This window comes from Dactylosporangium sp. NPDC049525, assembly GCF_040676755.1.
Lineage (GTDB): Bacteria > Actinomycetota > Actinomycetes > Mycobacteriales > Micromonosporaceae > Dactylosporangium.
Genome location: NZ_JBFAPO010000006.1, coordinates 114,235 through 135,189, shown reverse-complemented (window position 1 = coordinate 135,189; position 20,955 = coordinate 114,235). Strand labels below are relative to the sequence as shown.

25 protein-coding genes are annotated in these 20,955 nt (G+C 70.6%); 16 read left to right on the top strand and 9 right to left on the bottom strand.

The genetic code is table 11. From position 1 onward, the window contains the following. The first annotated feature begins 36 nt into the window (after nt 1-36). The 4 genes from AB0K00_RS12515 (at nt 37) to rsrA (ending at nt 2,431) form a co-directional block, all read left to right on the top strand. Nucleotides 37-477, top strand: a complete 441-nt coding sequence (locus tag AB0K00_RS12515) for a WhiB family transcriptional regulator (RefSeq protein ID WP_363519307.1) — start codon at nt 37-39, stop codon at nt 475-477. Between the two features lie 89 nt (nt 478-566). Further along, on the top strand, nt 567-1,124 hold the full coding sequence (locus AB0K00_RS12510) for an alpha/beta family hydrolase (protein WP_363519304.1): 558 nt from the start codon (nt 567-569) through the stop codon (nt 1,122-1,124). A gap of 141 nt (nt 1,125-1,265) precedes the next feature. Beyond that, a complete protein-coding gene (locus tag AB0K00_RS12505) occupies nt 1,266-2,141 on the top strand; it encodes a sigma-70 family RNA polymerase sigma factor (protein WP_363519301.1) in 876 nt (291 codons plus the stop codon). Between the two features lie 5 nt (nt 2,142-2,146). Beyond that, nucleotides 2,147-2,431: a mycothiol system anti-sigma-R factor gene (gene rsrA, locus AB0K00_RS12500; RefSeq protein ID WP_363519298.1), complete on the top strand. Its 285-nt coding sequence runs from the start codon at nt 2,147-2,149 to the stop codon at nt 2,429-2,431. Between the two features lie 86 nt (nt 2,432-2,517). Here the strand turns inward: rsrA and AB0K00_RS12495 are convergent, their stop codons facing one another. Further along, nucleotides 2,518-4,350, bottom strand: a complete 1,833-nt coding sequence (locus AB0K00_RS12495) for a hypothetical protein (protein ID WP_363519295.1) — start codon at nt 4,348-4,350, stop codon at nt 2,518-2,520. A gap of 4 nt (nt 4,351-4,354) precedes the next feature. Beyond that, nucleotides 4,355-5,428 carry a MoxR family ATPase gene (locus tag AB0K00_RS12490; RefSeq protein WP_363519293.1) on the bottom strand — a complete coding sequence of 358 codons (1,074 nt, stop codon included), beginning with the start codon at nt 5,426-5,428 and terminating at the stop codon, nt 4,355-4,357. A 91-nt stretch (nt 5,429-5,519) separates the two neighbouring features. On the opposite strand from AB0K00_RS12490, the gene AB0K00_RS12485 reads away from it, so the two are divergent. Continuing rightward, nucleotides 5,520-5,735, top strand: a complete 216-nt coding sequence (locus AB0K00_RS12485; RefSeq protein WP_363519290.1) for a biotin/lipoyl-binding carrier protein — start codon at nt 5,520-5,522, stop codon at nt 5,733-5,735. Further along, nucleotides 5,732-6,241, top strand: a complete 510-nt coding sequence (locus tag AB0K00_RS12480; RefSeq protein ID WP_363519288.1) for an N-acetyltransferase — start codon at nt 5,732-5,734, stop codon at nt 6,239-6,241. The genes AB0K00_RS12485 and AB0K00_RS12480 overlap by 4 nt, the downstream gene beginning before the upstream one ends. 3 nt (nt 6,242-6,244) lie before the next feature. Here AB0K00_RS12480 and AB0K00_RS12475 read toward each other — a convergent pair whose 3' ends face one another. After that, on the bottom strand, nt 6,245-6,910 hold the full coding sequence (locus tag AB0K00_RS12475; protein ID WP_363519286.1) for a helix-turn-helix domain-containing protein: 666 nt from the start codon (nt 6,908-6,910) through the stop codon (nt 6,245-6,247). 100 nt (nt 6,911-7,010) lie between these two features. Between AB0K00_RS12475 and AB0K00_RS12470 the strand changes: the two genes are divergently transcribed. Continuing rightward, on the top strand, nt 7,011-8,552 hold the full coding sequence (locus AB0K00_RS12470) for an MDR family MFS transporter (protein ID WP_363519283.1): 1,542 nt from the start codon (nt 7,011-7,013) through the stop codon (nt 8,550-8,552). Between the two features lie 129 nt (nt 8,553-8,681). Then, nucleotides 8,682-9,710: an SIS domain-containing protein gene (locus tag AB0K00_RS12465; RefSeq protein ID WP_363519675.1), complete on the top strand. Its 1,029-nt coding sequence runs from the start codon at nt 8,682-8,684 to the stop codon at nt 9,708-9,710. On the opposite strand, the gene AB0K00_RS12460 is transcribed toward AB0K00_RS12465, so the two are convergent. Then, on the bottom strand, nt 9,685-10,134 hold the full coding sequence (locus AB0K00_RS12460) for a hypothetical protein (protein WP_363519280.1): 450 nt from the start codon (nt 10,132-10,134) through the stop codon (nt 9,685-9,687). The genes AB0K00_RS12465 and AB0K00_RS12460 overlap by 26 nt on opposite strands. Before the next feature lie 22 nt (nt 10,135-10,156). On the opposite strand from AB0K00_RS12460, the gene AB0K00_RS12455 reads away from it, so the two are divergent. The 6 genes from AB0K00_RS12455 to AB0K00_RS12430 all read left to right on the top strand — a co-directional run bounded on the left by AB0K00_RS12455 (nt 10,157) and on the right by AB0K00_RS12430 (nt 16,294). Next, nucleotides 10,157-11,656, top strand: coding sequence for a histidine kinase N-terminal domain-containing protein (locus AB0K00_RS12455; protein WP_363519278.1), 1,500 nt, complete (start codon nt 10,157-10,159; stop codon nt 11,654-11,656). A 388-nt stretch (nt 11,657-12,044) separates the two neighbouring features. Next, nucleotides 12,045-13,778: a nitrite/sulfite reductase gene (locus AB0K00_RS12450; protein WP_363519275.1), complete on the top strand. Its 1,734-nt coding sequence runs from the start codon at nt 12,045-12,047 to the stop codon at nt 13,776-13,778. Between the two features lie 154 nt (nt 13,779-13,932). Further along, nucleotides 13,933-14,643: a phosphoadenylyl-sulfate reductase gene (locus AB0K00_RS12445; protein WP_363519272.1), complete on the top strand. Its 711-nt coding sequence runs from the start codon at nt 13,933-13,935 to the stop codon at nt 14,641-14,643. After that, the gene (locus tag AB0K00_RS12440; RefSeq protein ID WP_363519270.1) at nt 14,640-15,371 is read left to right on the top strand and encodes a CbiX/SirB N-terminal domain-containing protein; all 732 of its coding nucleotides are present in this window, start codon (nt 14,640-14,642) and stop codon (nt 15,369-15,371) included. Before AB0K00_RS12445 ends, AB0K00_RS12440 begins: the two co-directional genes overlap by 4 nt. 35 nt (nt 15,372-15,406) lie before the next feature. Beyond that, nucleotides 15,407-15,880: a zf-TFIIB domain-containing protein gene (locus AB0K00_RS12435; RefSeq protein ID WP_363519268.1), complete on the top strand. Its 474-nt coding sequence runs from the start codon at nt 15,407-15,409 to the stop codon at nt 15,878-15,880. A gap of 69 nt (nt 15,881-15,949) precedes the next feature. Beyond that, nucleotides 15,950-16,294 (top strand): zf-TFIIB domain-containing protein, encoded by a 345-nt coding sequence (locus AB0K00_RS12430; RefSeq protein ID WP_363519265.1) that lies wholly within the window; start codon nt 15,950-15,952, stop codon nt 16,292-16,294. 153 nt (nt 16,295-16,447) lie between these two features. Here AB0K00_RS12430 and AB0K00_RS12425 read toward each other — a convergent pair whose 3' ends face one another. Both AB0K00_RS12425 and AB0K00_RS12420 read right to left on the bottom strand, forming a co-directional pair. Beyond that, nucleotides 16,448-16,705, bottom strand: coding sequence for a WhiB family transcriptional regulator (locus AB0K00_RS12425; RefSeq protein ID WP_033358446.1), 258 nt, complete (start codon nt 16,703-16,705; stop codon nt 16,448-16,450). A 381-nt stretch (nt 16,706-17,086) separates the two neighbouring features. After that, nucleotides 17,087-18,022, bottom strand: coding sequence for a diacylglycerol kinase family protein (locus AB0K00_RS12420; protein WP_363519262.1), 936 nt, complete (start codon nt 18,020-18,022; stop codon nt 17,087-17,089). 74 nt (nt 18,023-18,096) lie between these two features. Here AB0K00_RS12420 and AB0K00_RS12415 point away from each other — a divergent pair, with 74 nt between their 5' ends. Both AB0K00_RS12415 and AB0K00_RS12410 read left to right on the top strand, forming a co-directional pair. Beyond that, on the top strand, nt 18,097-18,492 hold the full coding sequence (locus tag AB0K00_RS12415; RefSeq protein WP_363519259.1) for a hypothetical protein: 396 nt from the start codon (nt 18,097-18,099) through the stop codon (nt 18,490-18,492). 121 nt (nt 18,493-18,613) lie between these two features. Beyond that, entirely contained in the window at nt 18,614-19,354 is a 741-nt protein-coding gene (locus AB0K00_RS12410) for an FCD domain-containing protein (RefSeq protein WP_363519257.1), read from the top strand. An 85-nt stretch (nt 19,355-19,439) separates the two neighbouring features. On the opposite strand, the gene AB0K00_RS12405 is transcribed toward AB0K00_RS12410, so the two are convergent. The 3 genes from AB0K00_RS12405 to sodN all read right to left on the bottom strand — a co-directional run bounded on the left by AB0K00_RS12405 (nt 19,440) and on the right by sodN (nt 20,940). Beyond that, nucleotides 19,440-19,868: an ATP-binding protein gene (locus AB0K00_RS12405; protein ID WP_363519254.1), complete on the bottom strand. Its 429-nt coding sequence runs from the start codon at nt 19,866-19,868 to the stop codon at nt 19,440-19,442. A 112-nt stretch (nt 19,869-19,980) separates the two neighbouring features. Continuing rightward, nucleotides 19,981-20,460 (bottom strand): GNAT family N-acetyltransferase, encoded by a 480-nt coding sequence (locus AB0K00_RS12400; RefSeq protein ID WP_363519252.1) that lies wholly within the window; start codon nt 20,458-20,460, stop codon nt 19,981-19,983. A gap of 75 nt (nt 20,461-20,535) precedes the next feature. Continuing rightward, nucleotides 20,536-20,940, bottom strand: a complete 405-nt coding sequence (sodN, locus tag AB0K00_RS12395) for a superoxide dismutase, Ni (RefSeq protein WP_363519250.1) — start codon at nt 20,938-20,940, stop codon at nt 20,536-20,538. Nucleotides 20,941-20,955 lie beyond the last annotated feature (15 nt).

Sequence of the window (20,955 nt, the reverse complement as noted above, 5' to 3'; positions counted from 1 at the left end):
CCTAGTGTTCGTTTGACCCACGGGGGAGGTGGGTGTATGACCCGGGCGAGGATGCCACGCCCGCATGAGGTCGCTGCCGCCAAGCGCGATCCGCGTCTGTTGCGCGCTGCTCGCGAGCAACAGGGCGATGATGCCTGGCGGACACGCGGCGCGTGCCAAACCGTTGATCCGGAGACGTTCTTTCCGGCCCCGAGCGAGCCCGCCGACGCTGCCGTCGCGCTGTGCCGCACCTGCGACGTCCAAGGTGCCTGTCTGGCCTGGGCGCTGGAGGTCGGCGACTGCCACGGGGTGTGGGGAGCGACCACGCCGCGTGAGCGGCGTGCGATGCTCGTCGCATGGCGCAGCGACGTGCCCAATCCCGGCCTGACCGGCCCGACACCGGAGCATCGGATCGGCCCAGTGGCGTGCCTGCCGCTGCTGCCGATCCAGCGCGTCGGCCGCACCGATCGGAGGGATCCGGTGGGGGCGGCCAGCTGACCGGCAGGCCCAGTCGTTCGAGAGCGCGGCGGTCACTGCGGGGCCAGGAGCTCGAGACCCCGTTCGGGGTCGCGCGCTTCTCCCTCGACGTGCCCGCGGGATACACGGGGACACTGCTCGTCCTGGGCCACGGCGCCGGCGGTGACGTCGACGCCGTGGACCTGGTGGCGGTGCGTGCCGCCGTGCTCGCCGCCGGCGCCGGGGTGGCCATGGTGACCCAGCCCTACCGGGTCGCCGGGGCCCGCCGCCCACCGGCGTCGGCCAGGCAGCTCGACGCCGCCTGGTTGGCCGTCATCGCCGAGCTGCGCCGCCGGGTGGCGGTCGACTCGCTCGTCGTCGGCGGCAGGTCCAGCGGCGCGAGGGTCGCCTGCCGCACCGCGGCCGAGGCCGGCGCCGACCGGATCCTGGCGCTCGCCTTTCCGCTGCACCCGCCCGGCCGCCCGGAGGTCACCCGGGCGGATGAACTGCGCACCGGCGTGCCGACGCTGGTGCTCAACGGCGACCGGGACGCCTTCGGCGTGCCCGAACCCCAGCCGCTGGTCCTCGTCGAGGTCCTTCCCGGCGAGACCCACGCCCTGTCGAAGGCGCCGCAACTGCTCGCACAGATCGCCGTGGCGTTCGTCACCACCGCCGGAATCGCTCGTTGAACAGCTTGTGACCGGTGCAAATCGGACACACTCTCCACACCGCGGACCGATGTCGTTCCGCAACCTCCCAGGCCCTTCCTGTTCCCGGCGGCCGACCGGTCCCAATCCAAAAAGGCCGGTCGCCGGGGCAGGCGGGTAGGAATGGCCGGCGCGCCGCGGGTGTTACACCGACCGTGCGACGCTGCCGAGGCGTCGCCTGTGGAGGGAAGTCGCAGCGTGGCCATCCTTGAGCGCGAGGATCAGCGCATCCGACAGTTGCTGTTCAGCCCGTCGTGGCCGGCGGCGACGGACGCGGAGCCCGATCCGTCCTGGCAGCCGATCGTCCGCGAGCGGTTGACGGGCGCCACAAACTCAGAAGTCGCTCAGCAACTCGGCGTATCCTCGGCAGGACGGTCGAGGGTTGGAGTCGCACGAGTGGTCAGCAGCGAGAGCGCGGTGCAGCAGCGCATCCGGTTCGAGCACGACGCGTTGCCCTTCATCGATCAGCTGTATGCGGCGGCCCTGCGCATGACGCGCAACCCTGCCGACGCGGAGGACCTCGTCCAGGAGACGTTCCTCAAGGCGTATGCGGCGTTCCACCAGTTCGAGACGGGCACCAACCTCAAGGCCTGGCTGTATCGCATCCTCACCAACACCTACATCAACTCCTATCGTCGCCGCCAGCGCCAGCCCGTCCAGGCGCCGACCGAGGAGATCACCGACTGGCAGCTCGCCGAGGCTGAGTCGCACACGTCCAGCGGTCTGCGCTCCGCCGAGACCGAGGCGCTCGACCGGCTGCCCGATTCCGACGTCAAAGAGGCGCTGCAGTCGCTGCCGGAGGAGTTCCGGCTCGCCGTCTACCTCGCCGACGTCGAGGGCTTCTCCTACAAGGAGATCGCCGACATCATGAACACGCCCATCGGCACTGTGATGTCCCGCCTGCACCGCGGCCGCCGCAACCTCCGCCGCTCGCTCGAGACCTACGCTGCCGACCGGGGATTCACCCGCACCCCGTCCGCTGAGCCGAGCGAGGTCTGAGATCGATGAGCTGTGGAGACCCGCACGAGACAGACTGCGGTGACGTCCTCGCCGAGGTGTATCTGTACCTCGACCTGGAGTGCGCCGACGACCGCCGGTCGCTCATCCGCGACCACCTCGACGAGTGCTCGCCGTGCCTGCGCGAGTTCGGCATCGAGCAGGAGGTCAAGGCCCTCGTCGCCCGCTGCTGCGGTTCCGAGTTGGCGCCCGCCGAGCTCAAGAGCCGCCTCCGGCTGAAGCTTTCCGAGCTGGTCGTCAACGCCGAGGCCCGCGAGCTGCGCACGGACTGACCGCCCTGAAGCGCTTCGGAGCGCTCTGAGGCGCTCTGGGGCTCCGGCCGTGAACTTCCCCGCGGCGACCGCCCCGGTTGGGGCGGTCAGCGGAGGCGGAAGACCGGCCCCCGCGGGGTGAAGGGCAGGCGGGCGGCGTCCGGGACCAGGAAGGCGTGCTCGCGGCGCACCCGGACGTGGTCGCAGTAGCCGTCCGTGATGACCAGGATCGGGGCGTCGGCGGGGAAGTCCGGGGCGCGTTCCAGCAGGCGCACGCCCGGCTGGAGGATGGTCCCGCCGCGGCCCTTGACCCGCACCCGGCCGGCGATGTCGGCGACGGGGAGGTAACCGGCGTCGTACGCGGCCGCGTCGCAGAACACGACCCGAGCGGCGGCGACGTCGCGGGCGGCGGCGTAGGACGCGATCGCGCCGAGGGCCTTGCCGAGCAGGGTGCGGTCCATCGACCCGGACGTGTCCAGCACGACGCCGAACGTGGCCCGCTCGACCTCCTCCTCCGGCCAGAGCCACCCGGGTCGGGGGATGTCAGGGGTGGAGCTCTGCCGGCGGGACGGGCGCGCGTAGGACCGGCGGGGAGCGGGGCCGCGGACGTGCTCCTCGAACCAGCGGGCCAGCTGCGCGTCCCACGGCAGCGGCGGGTGGTCGAGGGCCCGGATCTCCTGGATCAGGCCGGCCGGCAGCCAGCCGCGGCCGTGCGACTCGTGGAAGGCGAGGCCGGTCGCGAGGGCGCGGCGGTAGTACTCGTCGAGCTCGGTGCCGCGGTGCGGGCGGCGGGCATCGCAGAGGATGTCGCCGAGGCCGCGGCCGCGCAGGGTGCCGAGGCGGCGCAAGCGGCGCAGGTCGGTGGCGATGCGGTCGTACACCTCCTCGGCGCCGGCGTCCTTGAACTGCGGGTCGTAGAGGGCGCCCTCGGGCAGGTCGCCGACGGCCATCTCGACGAGCCAGCCGTTGATGACGTAGTCGGTGGCGATGTTCCACAGGTAGGGGTCGCGGTGCGCGATGCGGTCGCCGTGGCGCAGGGCGGCGTGCAGCATCTCGTGGGCGATGACGAAGCGCCGCTCGTCGGGGCTGAGCGGGGCGAACGGGTTGACGTAGATCTCGGCCGCGGAGGGATCGACGGCGGCGATGCTGATCGACAGGTCCCGGGAGACGGTGACGTCGCTGATGATGCTGAACCCGGCGGCCAGGCCGGCCAGCAGCGGGTAGGACGACACGAACCACCGGCGCGCCGACTCCCACGCCTCGTCGAGCTTGCGCGCGGCGCCGGTCTGCCGGATCGATCCCGCCTCGTCGACGGCGGCCGCCGCGGCCTGGCCGAGCCCGAGCGCGAACCGGTCCGGCCAGGACATCACCGTCGCGCCGGGCAGGGCGGGCGGTTGCCAGCGGACCCGATGAGGGTCGACGGGCGTGCCCGGGGTGAGGTCGGTGTCGCCGCCGGCCCCACCGGTCGAGCAGGCGGCCATCCCGTCGGGGACACCGGAGACCCGCCACCGTTCGGCGAGCTGCTCCTCAGGTGCGGTGGGCAGCTCCGGCAGGTGTACCGGTGCCCGCCCGAGCCGCAGTTCCGCCTGGAACCGGGCGACGACCACGCACCGCGCCACGGAGAGCTCGGCGTCGACCCGCTCGGCGGGGTCGTCGAGGTGGCCGAATCCGAGGTGCAGGGCGCAGTGCGCGAACACCCACAGCCACTCGTCCAGTTCCAGCGGCGAGTGCTTGTTGGCCACGACGGTGCCGTCGGCGTGGACGCGGGCGTGGCCGCGGGCGCGGATCAGCGGGGTGTCCTCCGCCCACCGCCACCGCAGCTCGCGCGGGTCGACGCCGGTCGGGTCGCTGGCGAGGGCGCGGAACATCGCGTTGCCGGCGACCGCGGCCCAGGCCTGCTGGGCGCGCTCGAGCCGCGGGTCGACCTTCTTCACGGCCATCGGCTCAGGTCCGGGCGGCGACGAGGCGCGGCAGGTCCCGGGTCACCTCGACCAGGAACCACGCCGGCAGCGCCGGCATCCCGTCCTCGTCGGTGGCGATGACCAGCTGCGCGCATTCGAGGGAGATCTCGGCGAGCTCGACGAGCAGCCCCTTCGCCCGGACCGCGAAGCGGCGCACGGACGGCGAGGCGTGCTCGCGGCTGGCCGGCAGGTCCTTGACCAGCCGGGCGCGGAACGCCTCGGCGAAGAAGTACAGCAGGTCACGGTCCGTCGGGTCGCGGGGCCACGACGCGTCGCCGCGGACGATGGCGTCGAGGCCGTAGCGGTGCCGGACGGTCTTGACATACGCGCAGAACGCCGACGCGTGCGTGGGCGTCAGCGTGCCCGCGGTGAGGACCCGCAGGATGTCCTCGCCGGCGTCCTTGTCGAGATCGCCGCCGAACGAGTGCAGCGCGTCGGACAGCATGTGCCAGGACCGCGGGGTGGAGAACGGTTCCTCGGTCTTCGGCGGCTTCGACCACAGGTGGTCCGGCCGCTGCGTGAGGTATTCGGTGATCAGGGTGTGCAGGCCGGCGCCCATGGCCCACCGCAGCCAGTCGTCCGCGTTGGCCCGCAGGTGCACGTGGATGAGCCGGTTGATCAGCGCGGAGGCCATCGGCCGGGCGAGCGCGTTGTCGGAGGCCCGGTTGCCGGCGCCGATCACGATCGAGCCGGCGGGCAGTTCGTACGCGCCGATGCGCCGGTCGAGGATGAGCGAGTAGAACGCCTTCTGCACCTCGGCGGAGGCGGAGTTGAGCTCGTCGAGGAACAGGCAGTAGGGCTCGTCGCGGGCGATCGACTCCGGTGGTGCGAAGCGGCTGCGCCCGTCGCGCAGCTCGGGGACGCCGATGAGGTCCTCGGGCGCGAGCTGGGTGCCGATCAGCGTGACGCAGTCCAGGCCGAGCGCCGCCGCGAACTGCTGGACCAGGGAGCTCTTGCCGATGCCCGGCTGACCCCACACGAAGACAGGACGGACCACCGCGACGTGCAGGAGCACGCCGGGCAGGGTCGCCGGGGTTACCGTGATGGCCGATTCCACGCCGTCATGATGCGTTCGGCTCCGCGCCGAGCGCGACCGGGTTTCGCGCGGATATGCTGCGGATCAGCTTCCGACGTCAAAGGAGACCGGGATGTCCGACGAGATCCGTGCCGAGATGGTGGCCAACGTCTGGAAGATCACCACCGAGGTCGGTGCCGAGGTCAGCGAGGGCGACACCCTCATGATCCTCGAGTCGATGAAGATGGAGATCCCCGTCATCGCCGAGTCCGAGGGCACAGTCAGCCAGATCGCCGTCAACGAGGGCGACGTGGTGCAGGAGGGCGACCTGATCGCCGTGATCGGGTGACGTCAGCAGCGGTGACGGTCCGGCCCGCGACGCCGGACGACTTCGCCGAGGTGGCGCGGCTGACCGTCGAGGCGTATCGCGCCGACGGGCAGCTCGAGGAGGAGCACGGCTACGGCGAGGTGCTCGCCGACGTGGCGACCCGCGCCCAGCACAGCGAGATCCTCGTGGCCGCGGACGGCGGTGCGCTGCTGGGTGCCGTCGCGTTCGTGCTGCCCGGCACGCGCTACGCGGAGCTGTCCAAGCCCGGTGAGGCCGAGTTCCGGATGCTCGCCGTCGACCCCGCTGCCCAGCGGCGCGGGGTGGCCCGGGCACTGGTGCGCGCCTGCGTCGAGCGGGCGGCCACGGCCGGCTGCGGATCGCTGGTGATCTCCACCCGGGACCGCAACACCGCGGCGTTCGCGCTGTATGACAGCTTCGGCTTCGTGCGTGAGCCGGCCCTGGACTGGACCCCGGTGCCGGGCGTCAACCTGCTCGGGCTGCGGCTGAAACTGCCGGCCGCCGCCTGAGGCTCAGCGGCGCTCCGCCTCGTCCTCGGCGGTGTCGCGGTGGGCCGCGAGGCGCATCAGGTCCTCGGCGACCACCAGGGTCGCGTCGCGGCGGTCCTGGGCGGACACGTCGTCGCGGCCGCGGAAAATGAAGTGACCCGCGTGGATGGTGAAGATCGCCATCGCGCGGCGGATCTGCTGGACGGTGGACTCCTCGGGGTCCATCAGGAAGCCGAAGACCCGCTCCATCTGCCCCTTCATGAGCTTGCCGGCGGGCAGGGTGTTGATGAGGGTCTGGTTGCGCTCGAAGAAGCGGATCACGTGCTCGTGCTTCGAGACGTCGTGCAGCACCGAATAGCGCCGCACGAACTCGATGCGGGTCTGCTCGGTGCGCGGCTGCGCCTCGGCCCACTCCATCAGCGCGTCGATGGCGGCGATGCGGTGCTCGATGAGGCTGTTGACGATGTCGTCCTTGGTCGGGAAGTGGTAATACAGCGCGGCCTTGGTGACGCCGAGCTGCTCCGCGATCTCCCGCAGTGAGGTCTTGTCGTAGCCCTCCTCGATGAACAGCTCCAGGGCGACCCGCTGGATGTGTGTGCGCACGTCGTCGCTGTCCGCGTCGCCACCGGTGGTGGTGCGGATGCGGTTGCGCCCCCGCACGACGCGGGCGGCGGTCTGGTTCTGCTCCATCGGGACCATCCTACGTGAACCTACTTGACGAGCGGCTAGTAACGAGCTTACCGTGCGGCTAGTAAGTTAACTAGCCGGCCGACAAGTAAGGTGTGGCACGATGTCCGACAAGCACATCCGCGTCGTCCTGCCAGGACTGCTCATGGCGATGCTCCTGGCAATGCTTGACAACGTCATCGTCGGCACCGCGATGCCACGCATCGTCGGTGACCTCGGCGGGGTCGACCACCTGTCCTGGGTCGTCACCGCGTATGTCCTCGGCGCCACCGTCTCCACGCCGATCTGGGGCAAACTCGGCGACCTGTACGGGCGCAAGACGGTCTTCATGACCTCGATCGTGCTGTTCCTGCTCGGCTCGGTGCTGTGCGGCTTCGCGCAGGACATGGTGCAGCTGATCGGGTTCCGCGCCTTCCAGGGTCTCGGCGCCGGCGGCCTCATGGTCGGCGCGATGGCCGTCCTCGGCGACCTCGTCCCGCCGCGGGAGCGCGGCAAGTACCAGGGCCAGTTCGCCGCGGTCATGGCGGTCGCCATGGTCGGCGGGCCGCTCGTCGGCGGCTTCATCACCGACCACGCCGACTGGCGCTGGGCGTTCTTCGTCAACCTGCCGCTCGGCGGCGCGGCCCTCACGCTGCTCGCGCTGAAGCTCGACCTGCCGAAGCGGCGCACCGAGCACCGCATCGACTGGGTCGGCGCCGCGCTGCTGTCCATCGGGGTGACCGCGCTGGTGCTGATCACCACGTGGGGCGGCAACCAGTACGCCTGGGGCTCCGCGCAGATCCTCGGGCTCGCCGTGCTGGCCGCAGCCGCGCTCGCGGTGTTCGCGGTCGTGGAGCGCCGGCACCCGGAGCCGATCCTGCCGCTGGGCATCTTCCGCAACCGCAACTTCTCGCTGATCTCCGGGGTCGGCTTCCTGGTCGGGTTCGCGATGTTCGGCGCGATCACGTTCCTGCCGCTGTACCAGCAGATCGTCCAGGGCGCCTCGGCGACCAACTCCGGCCTGCTGCTGCTGCCGATGATGGGTGGCCTGCTGGTCACCTCGCTGCTGGTGGGGCGGCTGATCACCAAGACCGGCAAGTACCGGATCTACCCGCTCATCGGCGGGCTCGTCATGATCCTGGCGATGGTGCTGCTGTCCCGGCTGGACTCCGACACCTCGAAGCTGGAATCCGGGATCTACATGGCCGTCCTCGGCCTGGGTATGGGCTTCCTGATGCAGACCTCGATGCTCATCGCGCAGAACAGCGTCGAGCTCAAGGACCTCGGCGTGGCCAGCAGCACCGCGACGTTCGCCCGGTCGATCGGCGGCGCGTTCGGCGTCTCGGCGTTCGGCGCGATCTTCAACCACCGGCTGCACGACCTGCTCGCGGACAAGGTCGGCCCGCAGGCCGCCGACCAGCTCTCCGGCGGCGGTGGCGGCGGCGCGTCGATCGGGCCGGCGACGCTCGGCCAGCTCCCCGCGCAGGTGCGCGCGGCGGTCGTCGACTCGATCGCCGGGGCCACGTCGAGCGTGTTCCTGTGGGCGATCGCGGCGACGGTCCTGGTGCCGCTGCTCGCGATCTTCATCCGCGAGGTGGCGCTGCGCGGCGGCCCCGAGACGCCGAAGGAGCAGGCGGAAAGCACGCTCGTTGCGCAGGAAGGGTAGTTTCGCGCACGAGATGCGCGAACTTGCGCGAAAAACTGGCGTCTGGTGCGCGAAGCTGCGAATATTTGCGCAGTAACGCGCACCAGACGAGGTAGGGAGACAGCCGTGACGGAGCAGCCCGGTGCCGGAATGCAGGCGGACATCGCCGAGCAGCCGGCGGTGTTCGCGAGGCTCATCGACGAGCAGGCCGACAAGATCGCCGCCGTCGCCGCACAGATCGCCCAGTGGCAGCCACGCAACGTGATCTTCACGGCGCGGGGCACGTCCGACCACGCCGCGCTGTACGCGGCGTATCTCACCGAGATCCGCCTCGGCATCCCCGTCGGCCTCGCGTCGCCGTCGGCGATGACGCTGTACGGGGCCCGCCCCGACCTGCGCGACACGCTCGTCGTCGGGGTCAGCCAGAGCGGCGGCTCACCCGACCTGCGCGAGGTCCTGCGGGTCGCCGGCGAGCAGGGCGCGCACACCCTGGCCGTCACCAACAACGCCGAGTCGCCGCTCGCCCAGGCCGCCGAGCTGCACATCGACGTCGTCGCCGGGCACGAGATCGCCGTCGCGGCCACCAAGACCTACACCGCGGAGCTGCTCGCGCTGCTCATGCTCGTCGAGAGCATCCGCGGCGGCGGCATCCTGCCCGCCGAGGAGCTCGCCGAGCTGCGCAAGCTGCCCGACCACGCGGCCGCGCTCCTCGCCGACAGCAGCGCGGCCGACCTCGCCGCCCGCTACCGGTTCGCGGACCGGATCGTCACCACGGGGCGCGGCTACGCGTACCCCACCGCCCGCGAGACGGCGCTCAAGCTCATGGAGACCTCCTACGTGGCGGGTCTCGCCTTCTCCGGCGCGGACCTGCTGCACGGCCCCCTAGCCATGGCCGACCCCGACGTGCCGGTCCTGGCGGTCGTCGGCGGCGGCCCCGCCGGCACCTCGATGCGCGACGTCGTCGGCCGGCTCGGGGAGCGCCGCGCCGACGTGGTCGTCTTCGGCCCGTCCGCGGTCGACGGCGCCGCCGGCTGGGTGCAGACCCCCGACGTCGACGAGCGTTACGCCCCGCTGCTGGACATCCTGCCGCTGCAGCGGCTCGCGCTGTCCCTCGCCCTGCACCGCGGCGAGAACCCCGACGCGCCGCGCGGCCTCAAGAAGGTGACGTCGACGCTGTAACGGCGGCGATGTCCACGACCGCGGGCCGGCCTTCGCGCAGCGCCCGCGTCTCGAACGACACCGGGGGCCGGTCGGCGACCAGGATCTGGTAGGCGTCCCGGCTCCCGGACAGGTTCAGCAGCTCGAAGCCGAAGTTGCAGTGGTACCCGTCCGCGGCGGTGGCCAGCACCCCGGCGGACAGCGTCGTCACGGCGATGACCTTGCCGGCGGTGTCGGCGGCCTTGACCGTCGCGCCCGCGACGATGTCCGGCGCGCTGGCCGGCGCCAGGCACGGCGTGCCCGGGATGCCCGTCGCCGCACCCGCCACGCTCGCATACCCGTGCAGCAGGAAACCGTCGGGCTTGCTGGTCTCGTCGGCTCGGCCCACCCACCCGCAGCCGCCCAGCGTAAGGACAAGGGTCAGGGGAAGCGCCAGCCGTCGCACCGGCTCACCTTAGTCTGTACCGGTGTCGACCCTGCGTGACCTCGTCGAGGAGCACACCTCCCTCGCCCCCGAGGACATCGAGCACCTGCACCGCCTCGCCGGCGACTGGCAGATCGTGTCCGACCTGTCCTTCGCCGACCTGCTCATGTGGGTGCCGATCGCGGACCGGGGCGAGTTCCTGTGCGTCGCGCAGGTGCGCCCGACCACCGCGCCGACCGCCTACCAGGACGACCAGGTCGGGCGGATCTCCGGCGGTCCCGAGGTGGCGCACCTGACCATCGTGCGGTCGCAGGGGCGGATCTGGCGGGAGGGCGACCCCGTCTGGTACGGCGACATGCCCGCCCGCCACGAGGCGATCCCGGTCCGCCGCCGGGGCGAGGCCCAGGTCATTGCCGTCGTCGGCCGCGACACCAACCTCAGCACCGCCCGGACCCCGGCCCAGCTGGAGCTCAACTACCTGACCACCGCCGACGACCTGGCGCAGATGATCGCCGACGGCACGTTCCCGCCGCCGCGGCACCCGGGGGAGACCACCAGCGCGCCCCGCATCGGCGACGGCCTGGTCCGGCTCGACGCGTCCGGCAAGGTCACCTACGCCAGCCCGAACGCGCAGTCGGCGTACCGGCGGCTCGGGCTGGCCGCGCACCTGGTCGGGGAGAGCCTCGCGGAGATCACCGGCCGGCTCGTCGACGACCCTCTGGAGGGCAAGGACGCCACCGACCGGGTCCACTCCGCCCTGCGCGGCGACGCGCCCGCCCGCAAGGAGCTGGAGGCCCGCGGCGCGACCGTGCTCATGCGGGCACTGCCCCTCATGCCCGCGGGGGTACCGATCGGCGCGCTGGTCCTGGTCCGCGACATCACCGAGGTCCGGCGCCGGGACCGGCAGCTGATGACGAAGGACGCGACGATCCGGGAGATCCACCACCGGGTCAAGAACAACCTGCAGACCGTCGCCGCGCTGCTGCGGCTGCAGGCCCGGCGGGTCGGCGTCCCGGCCGCCCGGCACGCCCTGGAGGAGTCGGTGCGCCGGGTCGCCTCCATCGCACTGGTCCACGAGACGCTGTCCATGTCGGCGTCGGACACCGCCGACGAGGCGGTCGAGTTCGACGGCATCGTCGATCGGGTCGCCGCCGCCGCCGTCGAGGTCGGCGCGTCCGACTTCACGGTGGCCCTGCGCCGCAACGGCGACTTCGGGGTGCTGCCCGCCGAGATCGCCACGCCGCTGGTCATGGTCCTCAACGAGCTGCTGCAGAACGCGGTCGAACACGCGTTCGAGCCGCCGTCGTCCGCATCTCCCGAGGTCGTCGTCTCCGTGCACCGCTTCCGCAAGCAGCTGCACGTGACCGTCGCCGACAACGGGCGGGGCCTGCCCGACGGGTTCGACCTGGACAGCAGCGAGCGTCTCGGGCTGCAGATCGTCCGGACCCTCGCCACGGGGGAGCTGCGCGGCACGATCGAGCTGCGCACCCGGGCCGAGGGCGGCACCGAGGCCGTGATGGTCGTCCCGTTGGCGAAACGCTGAAACCTACCGCAGTGTGGGACTCGTGCGCTTTTCCGGCCACCACCAGGCCCTTTTGGGTCTGCATTTCCTATCGGCAGAGTCGTGTTTATGTTACGTCTAGGTGACGCGGGTTTGAGACAACCCTCACGCCGACGTGGCGTAAGGACCGGTCGACGTGGAAGACTGCACCCTATGCACGCTGCTTCTCTGCGGCTCGTCAGCCGCCGACACGTTGACTACGGTCGCGTGCGCAGCGCCATGTGTCCGGCTTGCTGAACGCCGCCCGCTAATTTTTCTCGGGTGCGCGACTTCGCGCCGGATTCTTCATGACATCGACGTCATCCATCGCGCATCTTCCGCGATAGGCCGGCGCAGGCTCGCGTGCTCTCAACCTTGAGAGGACGCCGACATGACGGTGAACACCGTCCCGGCAGAAAACGCCGCACCCGCTCCCCGTCCCGCCGCCCGCGGCGCACGGACCGGAGCCGGTGGGCGCCCTCGCGGCGAGGGGCAGTGGGCACTCGGGCACCGCGAGCCGCTCAACCCCAACGAGCGCAGCAAGAAGGACGACAACCCGCTCAACGTCCGCGCCCGCATCGAGACGATCTACGCGCACCGCGGCTTCGACTCGATCGACCCCGCCGACCTGCGCGGCCGGTTCCGCTGGTTCGGCCTGTACACGCAGCGCAAGCCCGGCATCGACGGCGGCCGGACCGCGATCCTCGAACCCGAGGAGCTCGACGACAAGTACTTCATGCTGCGCATCCGCAGCGACGGCGGCCAGCTGAGCCTGGCGCAGCTGCGCACCATCGCGTCGATCTCCACCCGCTTCGGCCGCGACACCGCCGACATCACCGACCGGCAGAACATCCAGTTGCACTGGATCCGCGTCGAGGACGTCCCGCAGATCTGGCAGGAGCTCGAGGCGGTCGGCCTGTCCACCACCGAGGCCTGCGGCGACACCCCGCGGGTCGTCCTCGGCAGCCCGATCGCCGGGGTCGCCGAGAGCGAGATGCTCGACCCGACCGAGGCGATCACCGAGATCACCAGCCGGTTCGTCGGCGACCCGTCGCTGTCCAACCTGCCCCGCAAGTTCAAGACGTCGATCTCGTGGCTGCCCGACACCCCGTACGAGGCGAACGACGTCTCCTTCGTCGGCGTCATCCACCCCGAGCACGGCCCCGGCTTCGACCTCTGGGTCGGTGGCGGGCTGTCGACCAACCCGATGCTCGCCCAGCGGCTCGGCGTGTGGGTGCCGCTGCACGAGGTCGTCGACGTGTGGCACGGCGTCATCCAGATCTTCCGCGACTACGGCTACCGCCGGCTGCGCACCCGCGCCCGGCTGAAGTTCCTCGTCGCCGACTGGGGCGTGGCGAAGTTCCGCGAGATCCTCGAGACCGAGTACCTCAAGCGCGCCCTCATCGACGGCCCGTCACCGGACCTGCCGGAGAAGCCGATCGACCACATCGGCGTGCACAAGCAGTGGGACGGCAAGTACTTCGTCGGCGCGGCGCCCCTGGCGGGTCGCAGCTCCGGCACCCAGCTGGCGAAGGTCGCCGACGTCGCCGAGCGGCACGGCAGCGACCGGGTGCGGCTCACCCCGTACCAGAAGCTCATCGTGCTCGACATCGCCGAGGCCGACACCGAGGCCGTCGTGCGGGAGCTGCAGGCCGCCGGCCTGGAGGCCCGCCCGTCCAGCTGGCGACGCAGCACGATGGCCTGCACCGGCATCGAGTTCTGCAAGCTGGCGATCGTGGAGACCAAGGCCCGCGCCGCCGAGCTGGTGGAGCACCTCGAGGCCAAGGTCGCCGAGCTCGACGCCGACATCTCCATCCACCTCAACGGCTGCCCCAACGCCTGCGCCCGCACCCAGGTCGCCGACATCGGTCTCAAGGGCATGCTCGTGCGCGACGAGACCTCGGGAAACATGGTCGAGGGCTTCCAGATCCACCTCGGCGGCGGCCTCGGCATGGCCGCCGGGCAGAACGCCGGCTTCGGCCGCAAGCTGCGCGGGCTGAAGACGACCGCCGCCGACCTGCCCGCCTACGTCGAGCGGATCACCAACCACTACCTGGCCGGCCGCACGTCCGGCGAGTCCTTCGCCCGCTGGGTCATGCGGGCACCGGAGGACGAACTCCGATGAGCGAACGCATGGCTCCCCTCTATTGCCCGTACTGCGGTGACGAGGACCTACGGCCACACGAAGACACCCACGGCGCATGGGAGTGCCGCAGTTGCGCACGGGTCTTCTCACTGAAATTCCTGGGACTTGCGGCACGAGCGTTGGAGGCGAAGCGATGAGCACAGCCGTTGCACGTACGAGGGAAGAGTCCATAGCGTTCGCCAAGGAGGCGTCCGCCCGCCTCGAGGGCCAGACCGCTGACAAGATCGTGGAGTGGGCCGCCGGCGAGTTCGGCGACCGGTTCTGTGTGACCAGCTCGTTCGCCGACGCCGTCCTCGCCCACGTCGTGTCAAAGGTGGTGCCCGGCGTGCCGGTCATCTTCCTCGACACCGGCCTGCACTTCGCCGAGACCCTGCGGGTCCGTGAGGTCGTCCAGCGGACCCTGCCGGTGACGGTCCGCTCGATCCGCCCGCGGCAGACCGTCGCCGAGCAGGACGCCGAGCACGGGCCGCGGCTCTACGCCCGCGACCCCGACGAGTGCTGCTTCCTGCGCAAGATCGAGCCCCTGGAGCGGGCACTGTCGGATTACGACGCCTGGGCCGCCGGCCTGCGCCGCGACGAGTCGCCGAGCCGGGCCAACACGCCGATCGTCGGCTTCGAGCAGGCCCGCGACAAGTTCAAGGTGTCGCCGCTGGCGCAGTGGACGCAGGCCGACGTCGACGCGTACATCTCCCGCTACAACGTGCCGGTGAACGCGCTGATGCGGCAGGGGTACGCCTCGGTCGGCTGCTGGCCGTGCACCCGGCGGACCCCTCCGGGCGGCGACCCGCGCGGTGGGCGCTGGCCGATGTTCGACAAGACCGAGTGCGGCCTGCACGCGGGATGACAGCGGTTCTCCTGGTGGCGCACGGGTCTGCGGACCCGCGGGCGGCGGCCTCTACGCGGGCCCTCGCCCGCGCGGTCGCGGCCCAGCGTCCCGGGCTGGACGTTCGCACGTCCTACCTGGACCATGCGGGCCCCCGTCCGGACGCGGTGCTGTTCGACATGCAGCGGCTCGGGCATCGTTCGGTGGTTGTGGTACCGCTGCTGCTGACCGCGGCTTTCCACGGCCGTGTGGACCTGCCTGCGGTCATCGACCGGGCCTACTCCAATGGTCTTTCCCTCCGGGTGGACGTCACTGACGTGCTCGGGCCGGTCGGTGGCTTCGTGGAGCCGTTGCTCGTTGCCGCGCTGCGCCGCCAGCTGCCCTCCCTGGACGCTGACGGGATCGTCATGGTCGCCGCTGGTACCCGCGACGACCTGGCCAGGCACACCGTCGATCTGGCCGCCGCGGCGCTCGGACAGCAGCTCGGCCTGCCGTGCCGGGCCGCCTTCGCCTCCGGGTCGCGGGTCACCGGGGCGGTCGCTGTCGCCTCGCTGGGCTGTGCCAGGGTGGCGATCTCCTCGTACTTCCTGGCCCCCGGCCGGTTGCACGACATCGCCGTCGCGTCCGCGGTGTCGGCGGGCGCGATGACGCCGGCCGCGCCGCCGCTGGGCCGGGCCCTTGACCTGGCTCGGCTGGTCGCGGCGAGGGTCGGCGCGGCATCGGCACCGATGGCCGACCTCGCCGCCTGAACCGCTGCGTTGGTGCCGACGGCTACCTTGGGGGTATGCAGATGACTTGCCCCAAGTGCCGTGGCGAGATGCGGCAGTATGAGCGCAGCGGCGTCACGATCGACCAGTGCCTGGAGTGCCGGGGGATCTTCCTCGACCGCGGTGAGCTGGAGAAGCTCGTCGACGCGGAGGACGCCTGGCACGGCAGGCGTCAGCAGCCGGGTGCCCCGGGTGTCCCGCCCGCCGCTCCGGGATTCCCGCCGCCCGGTGCCCCGCAGGCGTATCCGCAGCAGCCGGCCTATGGTCAGCAGCCCTACGGACAGCCGGTGCACGGTCAGCCTGGTTACGGCCAGCCTGGGTACGGGCAGCCGGCTTACGGTCAGCCTGTCCACGGTCAGCCTGGGCACGGCCAGCCTGTCCACGGTCAGCCGCATTATCCGCAGTCGCACGGTCACTACGGTCATTACGGGCATCACAAGAAGCGGAAGAAGCACCACCGCGACAGCTTCTTCCAGGAATTGTTCGACTAGCCACACCGGCCGGGCGGCCTGCGGAAACGGCTGATCTCGCGCTTGGTGGCCGAGGGCTACCTTGGGGGTATGCAGATGACATGCCCGAAGTGCCGCGGCACGATGCAGTCGTACGAGCGCAGCGGCGTCACGATCGAACAGTGCCTTGAGTGCCGGGGGACGTTCCTGGACCGCGGTGAGTTGGAGCGGCTGATCGACGTCGAGTCCGCCAACTGGCGCGGACAGCAGTATCCGCCCGGCTATCCGCCGCCCGGCTACGGCCAGGCGCCCTATGGCGCCCCCGGCTACGGCGGCGGTTACGGGCAGCCCGGCTATCCGCCGCCCGGCTACGGCCAGCCGCCATATGGCGCTCCCGGCTACGACGGCCCGAACTTCCCGCCGCCCGGCCCCAACGACCCCCATTATCGGGGTTAGCGGGCATTTGATTGGCGGGGACCGACACGTGAAACGCCCCGGCGCATCGGCCGGGGCGCTCTCGTCTTCACTGCTGCTCTTGTCGTCGGCGCGCTTTCGGCTTCGGTGCGCTTCAGGTCCGAGCTGCGTTCTTGTGGTGCGGTTATGGGAAGGCTATGCGGAGTGAGCGCGGACCCGGAGGCCGCCGCGACGCTTCATCAAGCGACGCTCGTCTTCGCTCATTCCGCCCCAGACTCCTGCATCCTGACCGGAATCGAGTGCCCATTGCAGGCAGTCGCTGGTCACGGAGCAGCGCTGGCAGACTGCCTTCGCCTGCTCGACCTGCAGCAGAGCGGGGCCCGATGTCCCAATGGGGAAGAACAGCTCCGGGTCCTCGTCGCGGCAGAGGGCATGGTGGCGCCAGTCCGACATGGCGGCAACACTCCTTGTTGTTTTCGCGGATCGTTGTTAGTGATTCCCTATATGCATCTCGCGTAACGTCTCGGCTAGGCGGAGCCTGAAGATCCGTAACGCGCCTGCGGGCAACGCTCAGTGTTCGTTTCGCTTGTGAATGCTTTCACGAACTACCGCGATGTCAAGGGGTCCAAACCAAGAAAATCCAAGTCGGTGAGCAAGCTCACGCACTGTTTGTCCGATTTTATTGTGGTTGGGGACCCTGAATCGCAACAGCCAGTTACCAATGTAGTACGGTTCGGTCAACGACCGGAGGGGTTTCGGAGATGCGGTCGCGGTGTCTCTCTCGCGACTCTCTGCAACTTTCTCCCCCTTCGGTGGAAGATCGCCGGGGGTGACTCAACACACTACGCGTAACGCCCCGGGCACGGACGCGAAATCCAACTTGTCGCACTCTCCGAGGTACTCCCCGTCGACCTGGAAAGCGATCGGTTTGGCGGCGGTGAGCGTGAACCCGGCAAGATCGTGCATCCGCAGGACCTGCTTGCCCTTCGGATCAGCACCCCTCGCCAACTGGGCCAACGTCCGGGCCGTGCTCCCGACCTGCATCTCCAGCAGGCCAAGCACGTCAAGCCCCGTGTCAAACGAGGCCCGCGGATTCGGATCCACCGGCCGCTCGCCGATGTATGTCCACGGTGCGGTGTTCTGCACCAACATCCACGTTAGCCCGGACCGGGCCGGTTCGCCCGGTAGCTCGAGCGTGAGGAGCGGCACCCGGCGGTTCGTGGACACGTACTGCTGCGCGATCGCACGGAAATACAGCCACGGCGTCGACGTCGATCCCTTGTGCCGGGCCTGGTCAACCCGGCGGACGACCTCCGCGTCCAGCCCCATGCCGGCGCAGAACGTAAAATACCGATCGTCGGCGCGGCCCAGCCCGACGATCCGCTCGCGCCGGTCCCGCAGCGCCTCCAGGATCGCGCCGGTGCCCTCGGCCCAGTCGCTCGGCAGGCCCAACGCCCGCGCGAACACGTTCGTGGAGCCGCCCGGGACGACCGCGAGGGCCGGCCGCTCCTGCGCCCGCCCCGCCGCCGCGCCGGTGTCGAAGGTCATCAGCCCGTTGACCGCCTCGTTGACGGTGCCGTCCCCGCCAAGCGTCACGACCAGGTCGAACCGCTCCCGGGCGGCGTCCCGCGCCAGCTCCACGCCATGGCCCTTGCGCTGCGTGTACGCCACCTCGAGGTCGACCTGGCTGCGCAACGCCCGCACCAGGATGTCCCGGCCGCGTTCGGTGGTGGTCGTCGCGTTCGGGTTGACGACCAGGAGGGCTCGCATGGGCGGCACTGTACCCGCTCTCCCGCGCGATAAGGTTGGTGCGCGCGATACGGCGCTGAGGAAGGGAATGCCAGGTGAGCGGCACGGCGGCGCCCGAGGAGGCATCGGCGACCCTGCGGTGGGCGGTCCGGCTGCTGTTCCTGGAGGGCGCGGGACTTGCCCTGCTCACGCTGGTTGTCGTCTACCTGGACGTCACCGCCGAATGGACCGCCGCGTCGATCGCGCTCTCATCGACTGGCTACCTGGCGCTCATGACCGTGCTGTTCCTCGGTATTGCCGTCGCCCTGCACCGCCGCCGCCGGTGGGCCCGCGGCCCCGGCATCGTCGCCCAGATGCTGCAGATGCCGATCGGCTGGACCATGCTCACGCACGGCCAGCCGCTGATCGGGGCGCCACTGTTCGCCCTCGGCCTGGCCGGCGCGATCCTGCTCTTCGCCCCGTCCACCCGCATCGCGCTCGGCATCCGCTGACCTCCGAGCAGATGCATCCGCTGATCTCCGTGCAGGCGCATCCGCTGATCTCCGAGTAAATGTAGGAGATCGAGGCGTTGCAGGTCCCGTGGATGGCTGGCGTGACATACGCTCGTTTGTCGTGACGGTCGCACCCGCCTATCAGGTCCTCGCCGACCGGCTCCGCGTCGAGATCATGTCCGGCCAGCTCCAGCCGGGTGCCCGGCTGCCGACGGAGCCACAGCTGTGCGAGCAGTCAGGGCTGAGCCGCTCCACCGTCCGCGAGGCGCTCCGCCTGCTCAGCAGCCAACACCTGATCGTCACCACCCGCGGCGTCAACGGCGGCAGTTTCGTCGCCGAACCCGACGCCCTCACGCTCGGCGAGTCCCTCACCGACGGCATCGGCCTCCTGCTCGCCAGCGGCGTGGTCAAGGGCGACGACTTCCTCGAGGTCCGCCGGATGCTGGAAGTCCCCGCCGCCGGCCTGGCCGCCGCCCGCCGCGAGCCCCACCATCTGCGCGAACTCGAAGCGGCCATGTTCGACCCGGAGACCGCGACCCTCGACGAACGCATCGCCGCGCACGCCGCGTTCCACCTCGCGGTCGCGGCCGCCTCCGGCAACACCCTGCTCTGCCTGGTCGTCAGGCCGCTGTACACCGTGACCGACCGCAAAGCCGCAGCCCACAACGCTCCGCCGCCGATGTGGCGGATCATCGACCGGGATCACCGGACGCTGCTGGATGCGATCCGCGACCAGGACATCGACCTTGCCATGGAGATCGCCCGCGGTCACATCGACAACGTGCGACCGTCCGAGGTCCCGCCGCACCACGCCCGCACCCCGGTACCCGGCGTGGCGGCCCTCAAGGAACGCCCCCTGTAACGGCTTCGAGGACCGCCTTCTGTTGAGGGCTCCACGGAGTTCCCCTGTAAAGGCTTCAGGGAGCGGCCACCGTCCGTCAGCTCAGTTACTTCGGGCGGCGTTTCGTCAGGCGGATGCTGGCCTGGTGTCCGTCGACCGTGGCGGACACCTCGTCGGCCAGGGCGCTGAGGACCTGCCATGCGAACGACTCGCCGCCGGGCAGCCGCTCCGTCGGTGAGCCCAGTGGCACCGTCGTCTCGACCGTCAACGCGTCGGCGGTGACCGTGAACCGGCAGGCGAGCTCGACCGTGTCGCCGAGCTGTGGGGTCTCGCTGGCCACCGCGAGCAGCATCGCGCAGGCCTCGTCGACCGCGATGCGCAGGTCTTCGATCTCGTCGAGGGTGAACTGCAGACGCGCGGCCAGACCCGCCGTCGCGGTGCGCAGCACCCCCAGATAGGCGGGCGACGCCGGCACGGCAAGCAGGACGACGTCGTCGCCGTCCGAGCCCGACCTCTTCGAAACGACCTGAGTCACGCGATGAACCCCCTTGCCCGCGACTCTACGACCTCACCGCACACACCGGCGCGGCGGACATGGCGGCCGACCCCAACACGCCCCCCAACGCAGGACCCCGCGACCGGCAGCGTCACGCCGTGGCCGCGAGCGTCGACAGCGCGTCGCCGGACAGCCGGTACGGCAGCCAGTCCGACTTGTGCCGCGCGCCAAGCGCCTCGTAGAACGCCCGCGCCGGGTTCCAGTCCAGCACTGCCCACTCCAGTCGCGGGTATCCGGACTCGACGCAGATGCGCGCGAGCGCCGCGACGAGGGCCTTGCCGGCGCCGGTACCGCGGGCCGCCGGACGCACGTAGAGGTCCTCCAGGTACACGCCGTGCACGCCCTCCCAGGTGGAGAACGTCCGGAACCACAGCGCCATCCCGATCGTCTGCCCGTCGACGCGGGCGACGTGGCAGAACACGGCTGGGGACGGGGCGAACAGCGACGCCCGCAGCTGCTCCGGTGTCAGGTGGCACTCCTCGACGGCCTTCTCGAACTCGGCGAGCTCGTACACCATCTCGACGATCGCCGGCACGTCCTCGTCCGCGGCCGGACGGATTTCAACGCTCATCTATGTTCCTTCGATAAGGAAACGCCCCCCACCTGCTTCGGCGCAGGTGGGGGGCGAACCCGTGAGATGGGCAGGTCAGGCCTGCTTCGTCTCCCAGAAGATCTTCGCGATCTCGTCGATCTTCGCGAGCAGCTTCTCGGCGACGGCCGGGTCGACTGAACCCTTGGCGCCGGAGGCGCCCGCGAGCTTCGTCGCCTCGTTGAAGAGGTTGTGCAGCTCCGGGTACTTCTCGAAGTGCGCCGGCTTGAAGTAGTCGGTCCACAGCACCCAAAGGTGGTGCTTGACCAGCTCGGCGCGCTGCTCCTTGATCAGCAGCGCCCGGGTGCGAAACTCGGCGTCGCTGCTGGCCTGATACTTCTCGCTGATTGCTTTGACGGACTCGGCCTCAATACGGGCCTGCGCCGGGTCGTAGACACCACACGGCAGGTCGCAGTGGGCGCTCACCACGGTGCGCGGGGTGAAAAGCCGCGACAGTCGCATCGAACCCTCCAGGGT

Excerpts from the sequence above, each read along its gene's own strand:
- AB0K00_RS12400 (WP_363519252.1), bottom strand. The coding sequence starts at position 20,460 with ATGAGCGTTGAAATCCGTCCGGCCGCGGACGAGGACGTGCCGGCGATC.
- AB0K00_RS12465 (WP_363519675.1), top strand. The coding sequence starts at position 8,682 with ATGCAGGCGGACATCGCCGAGCAGCCGGCGGTGTTCGCGAGGCTCATC.
- AB0K00_RS12515 (WP_363519307.1), top strand. The coding sequence starts at position 37 with ATGACCCGGGCGAGGATGCCACGCCCGCATGAGGTCGCTGCCGCCAAG.
- AB0K00_RS12440 (WP_363519270.1), top strand. The coding sequence starts at position 14,640 with ATGACAGCGGTTCTCCTGGTGGCGCACGGGTCTGCGGACCCGCGGGCG.
- AB0K00_RS12505 (WP_363519301.1), top strand. The coding sequence starts at position 1,266 with ATGGCCGGCGCGCCGCGGGTGTTACACCGACCGTGCGACGCTGCCGAG.
- AB0K00_RS12495 (WP_363519295.1), bottom strand. The coding sequence starts at position 4,350 with ATGGCCGTGAAGAAGGTCGACCCGCGGCTCGAGCGCGCCCAGCAGGCC.
- rsrA (WP_363519298.1), top strand. The coding sequence starts at position 2,147 with ATGAGCTGTGGAGACCCGCACGAGACAGACTGCGGTGACGTCCTCGCC.
- AB0K00_RS12435 (WP_363519268.1), top strand. The coding sequence starts at position 15,407 with ATGCAGATGACTTGCCCCAAGTGCCGTGGCGAGATGCGGCAGTATGAG.
- AB0K00_RS12425 (WP_033358446.1), bottom strand. The coding sequence starts at position 16,705 with ATGTCGGACTGGCGCCACCATGCCCTCTGCCGCGACGAGGACCCGGAG.
- sodN (WP_363519250.1), bottom strand. The coding sequence starts at position 20,940 with ATGCGACTGTCGCGGCTTTTCACCCCGCGCACCGTGGTGAGCGCCCAC.
- AB0K00_RS12450 (WP_363519275.1), top strand. The coding sequence starts at position 12,045 with ATGACGGTGAACACCGTCCCGGCAGAAAACGCCGCACCCGCTCCCCGT.
- AB0K00_RS12430 (WP_363519265.1), top strand. The coding sequence starts at position 15,950 with ATGCAGATGACATGCCCGAAGTGCCGCGGCACGATGCAGTCGTACGAG.
- AB0K00_RS12420 (WP_363519262.1), bottom strand. The coding sequence starts at position 18,022 with ATGCGAGCCCTCCTGGTCGTCAACCCGAACGCGACGACCACCACCGAA.
- AB0K00_RS12475 (WP_363519286.1), bottom strand. The coding sequence starts at position 6,910 with ATGGAGCAGAACCAGACCGCCGCCCGCGTCGTGCGGGGGCGCAACCGC.
- AB0K00_RS12445 (WP_363519272.1), top strand. The coding sequence starts at position 13,933 with ATGAGCACAGCCGTTGCACGTACGAGGGAAGAGTCCATAGCGTTCGCC.
- AB0K00_RS12470 (WP_363519283.1), top strand. The coding sequence starts at position 7,011 with ATGTCCGACAAGCACATCCGCGTCGTCCTGCCAGGACTGCTCATGGCG.
- AB0K00_RS12485 (WP_363519290.1), top strand. The coding sequence starts at position 5,520 with ATGTCCGACGAGATCCGTGCCGAGATGGTGGCCAACGTCTGGAAGATC.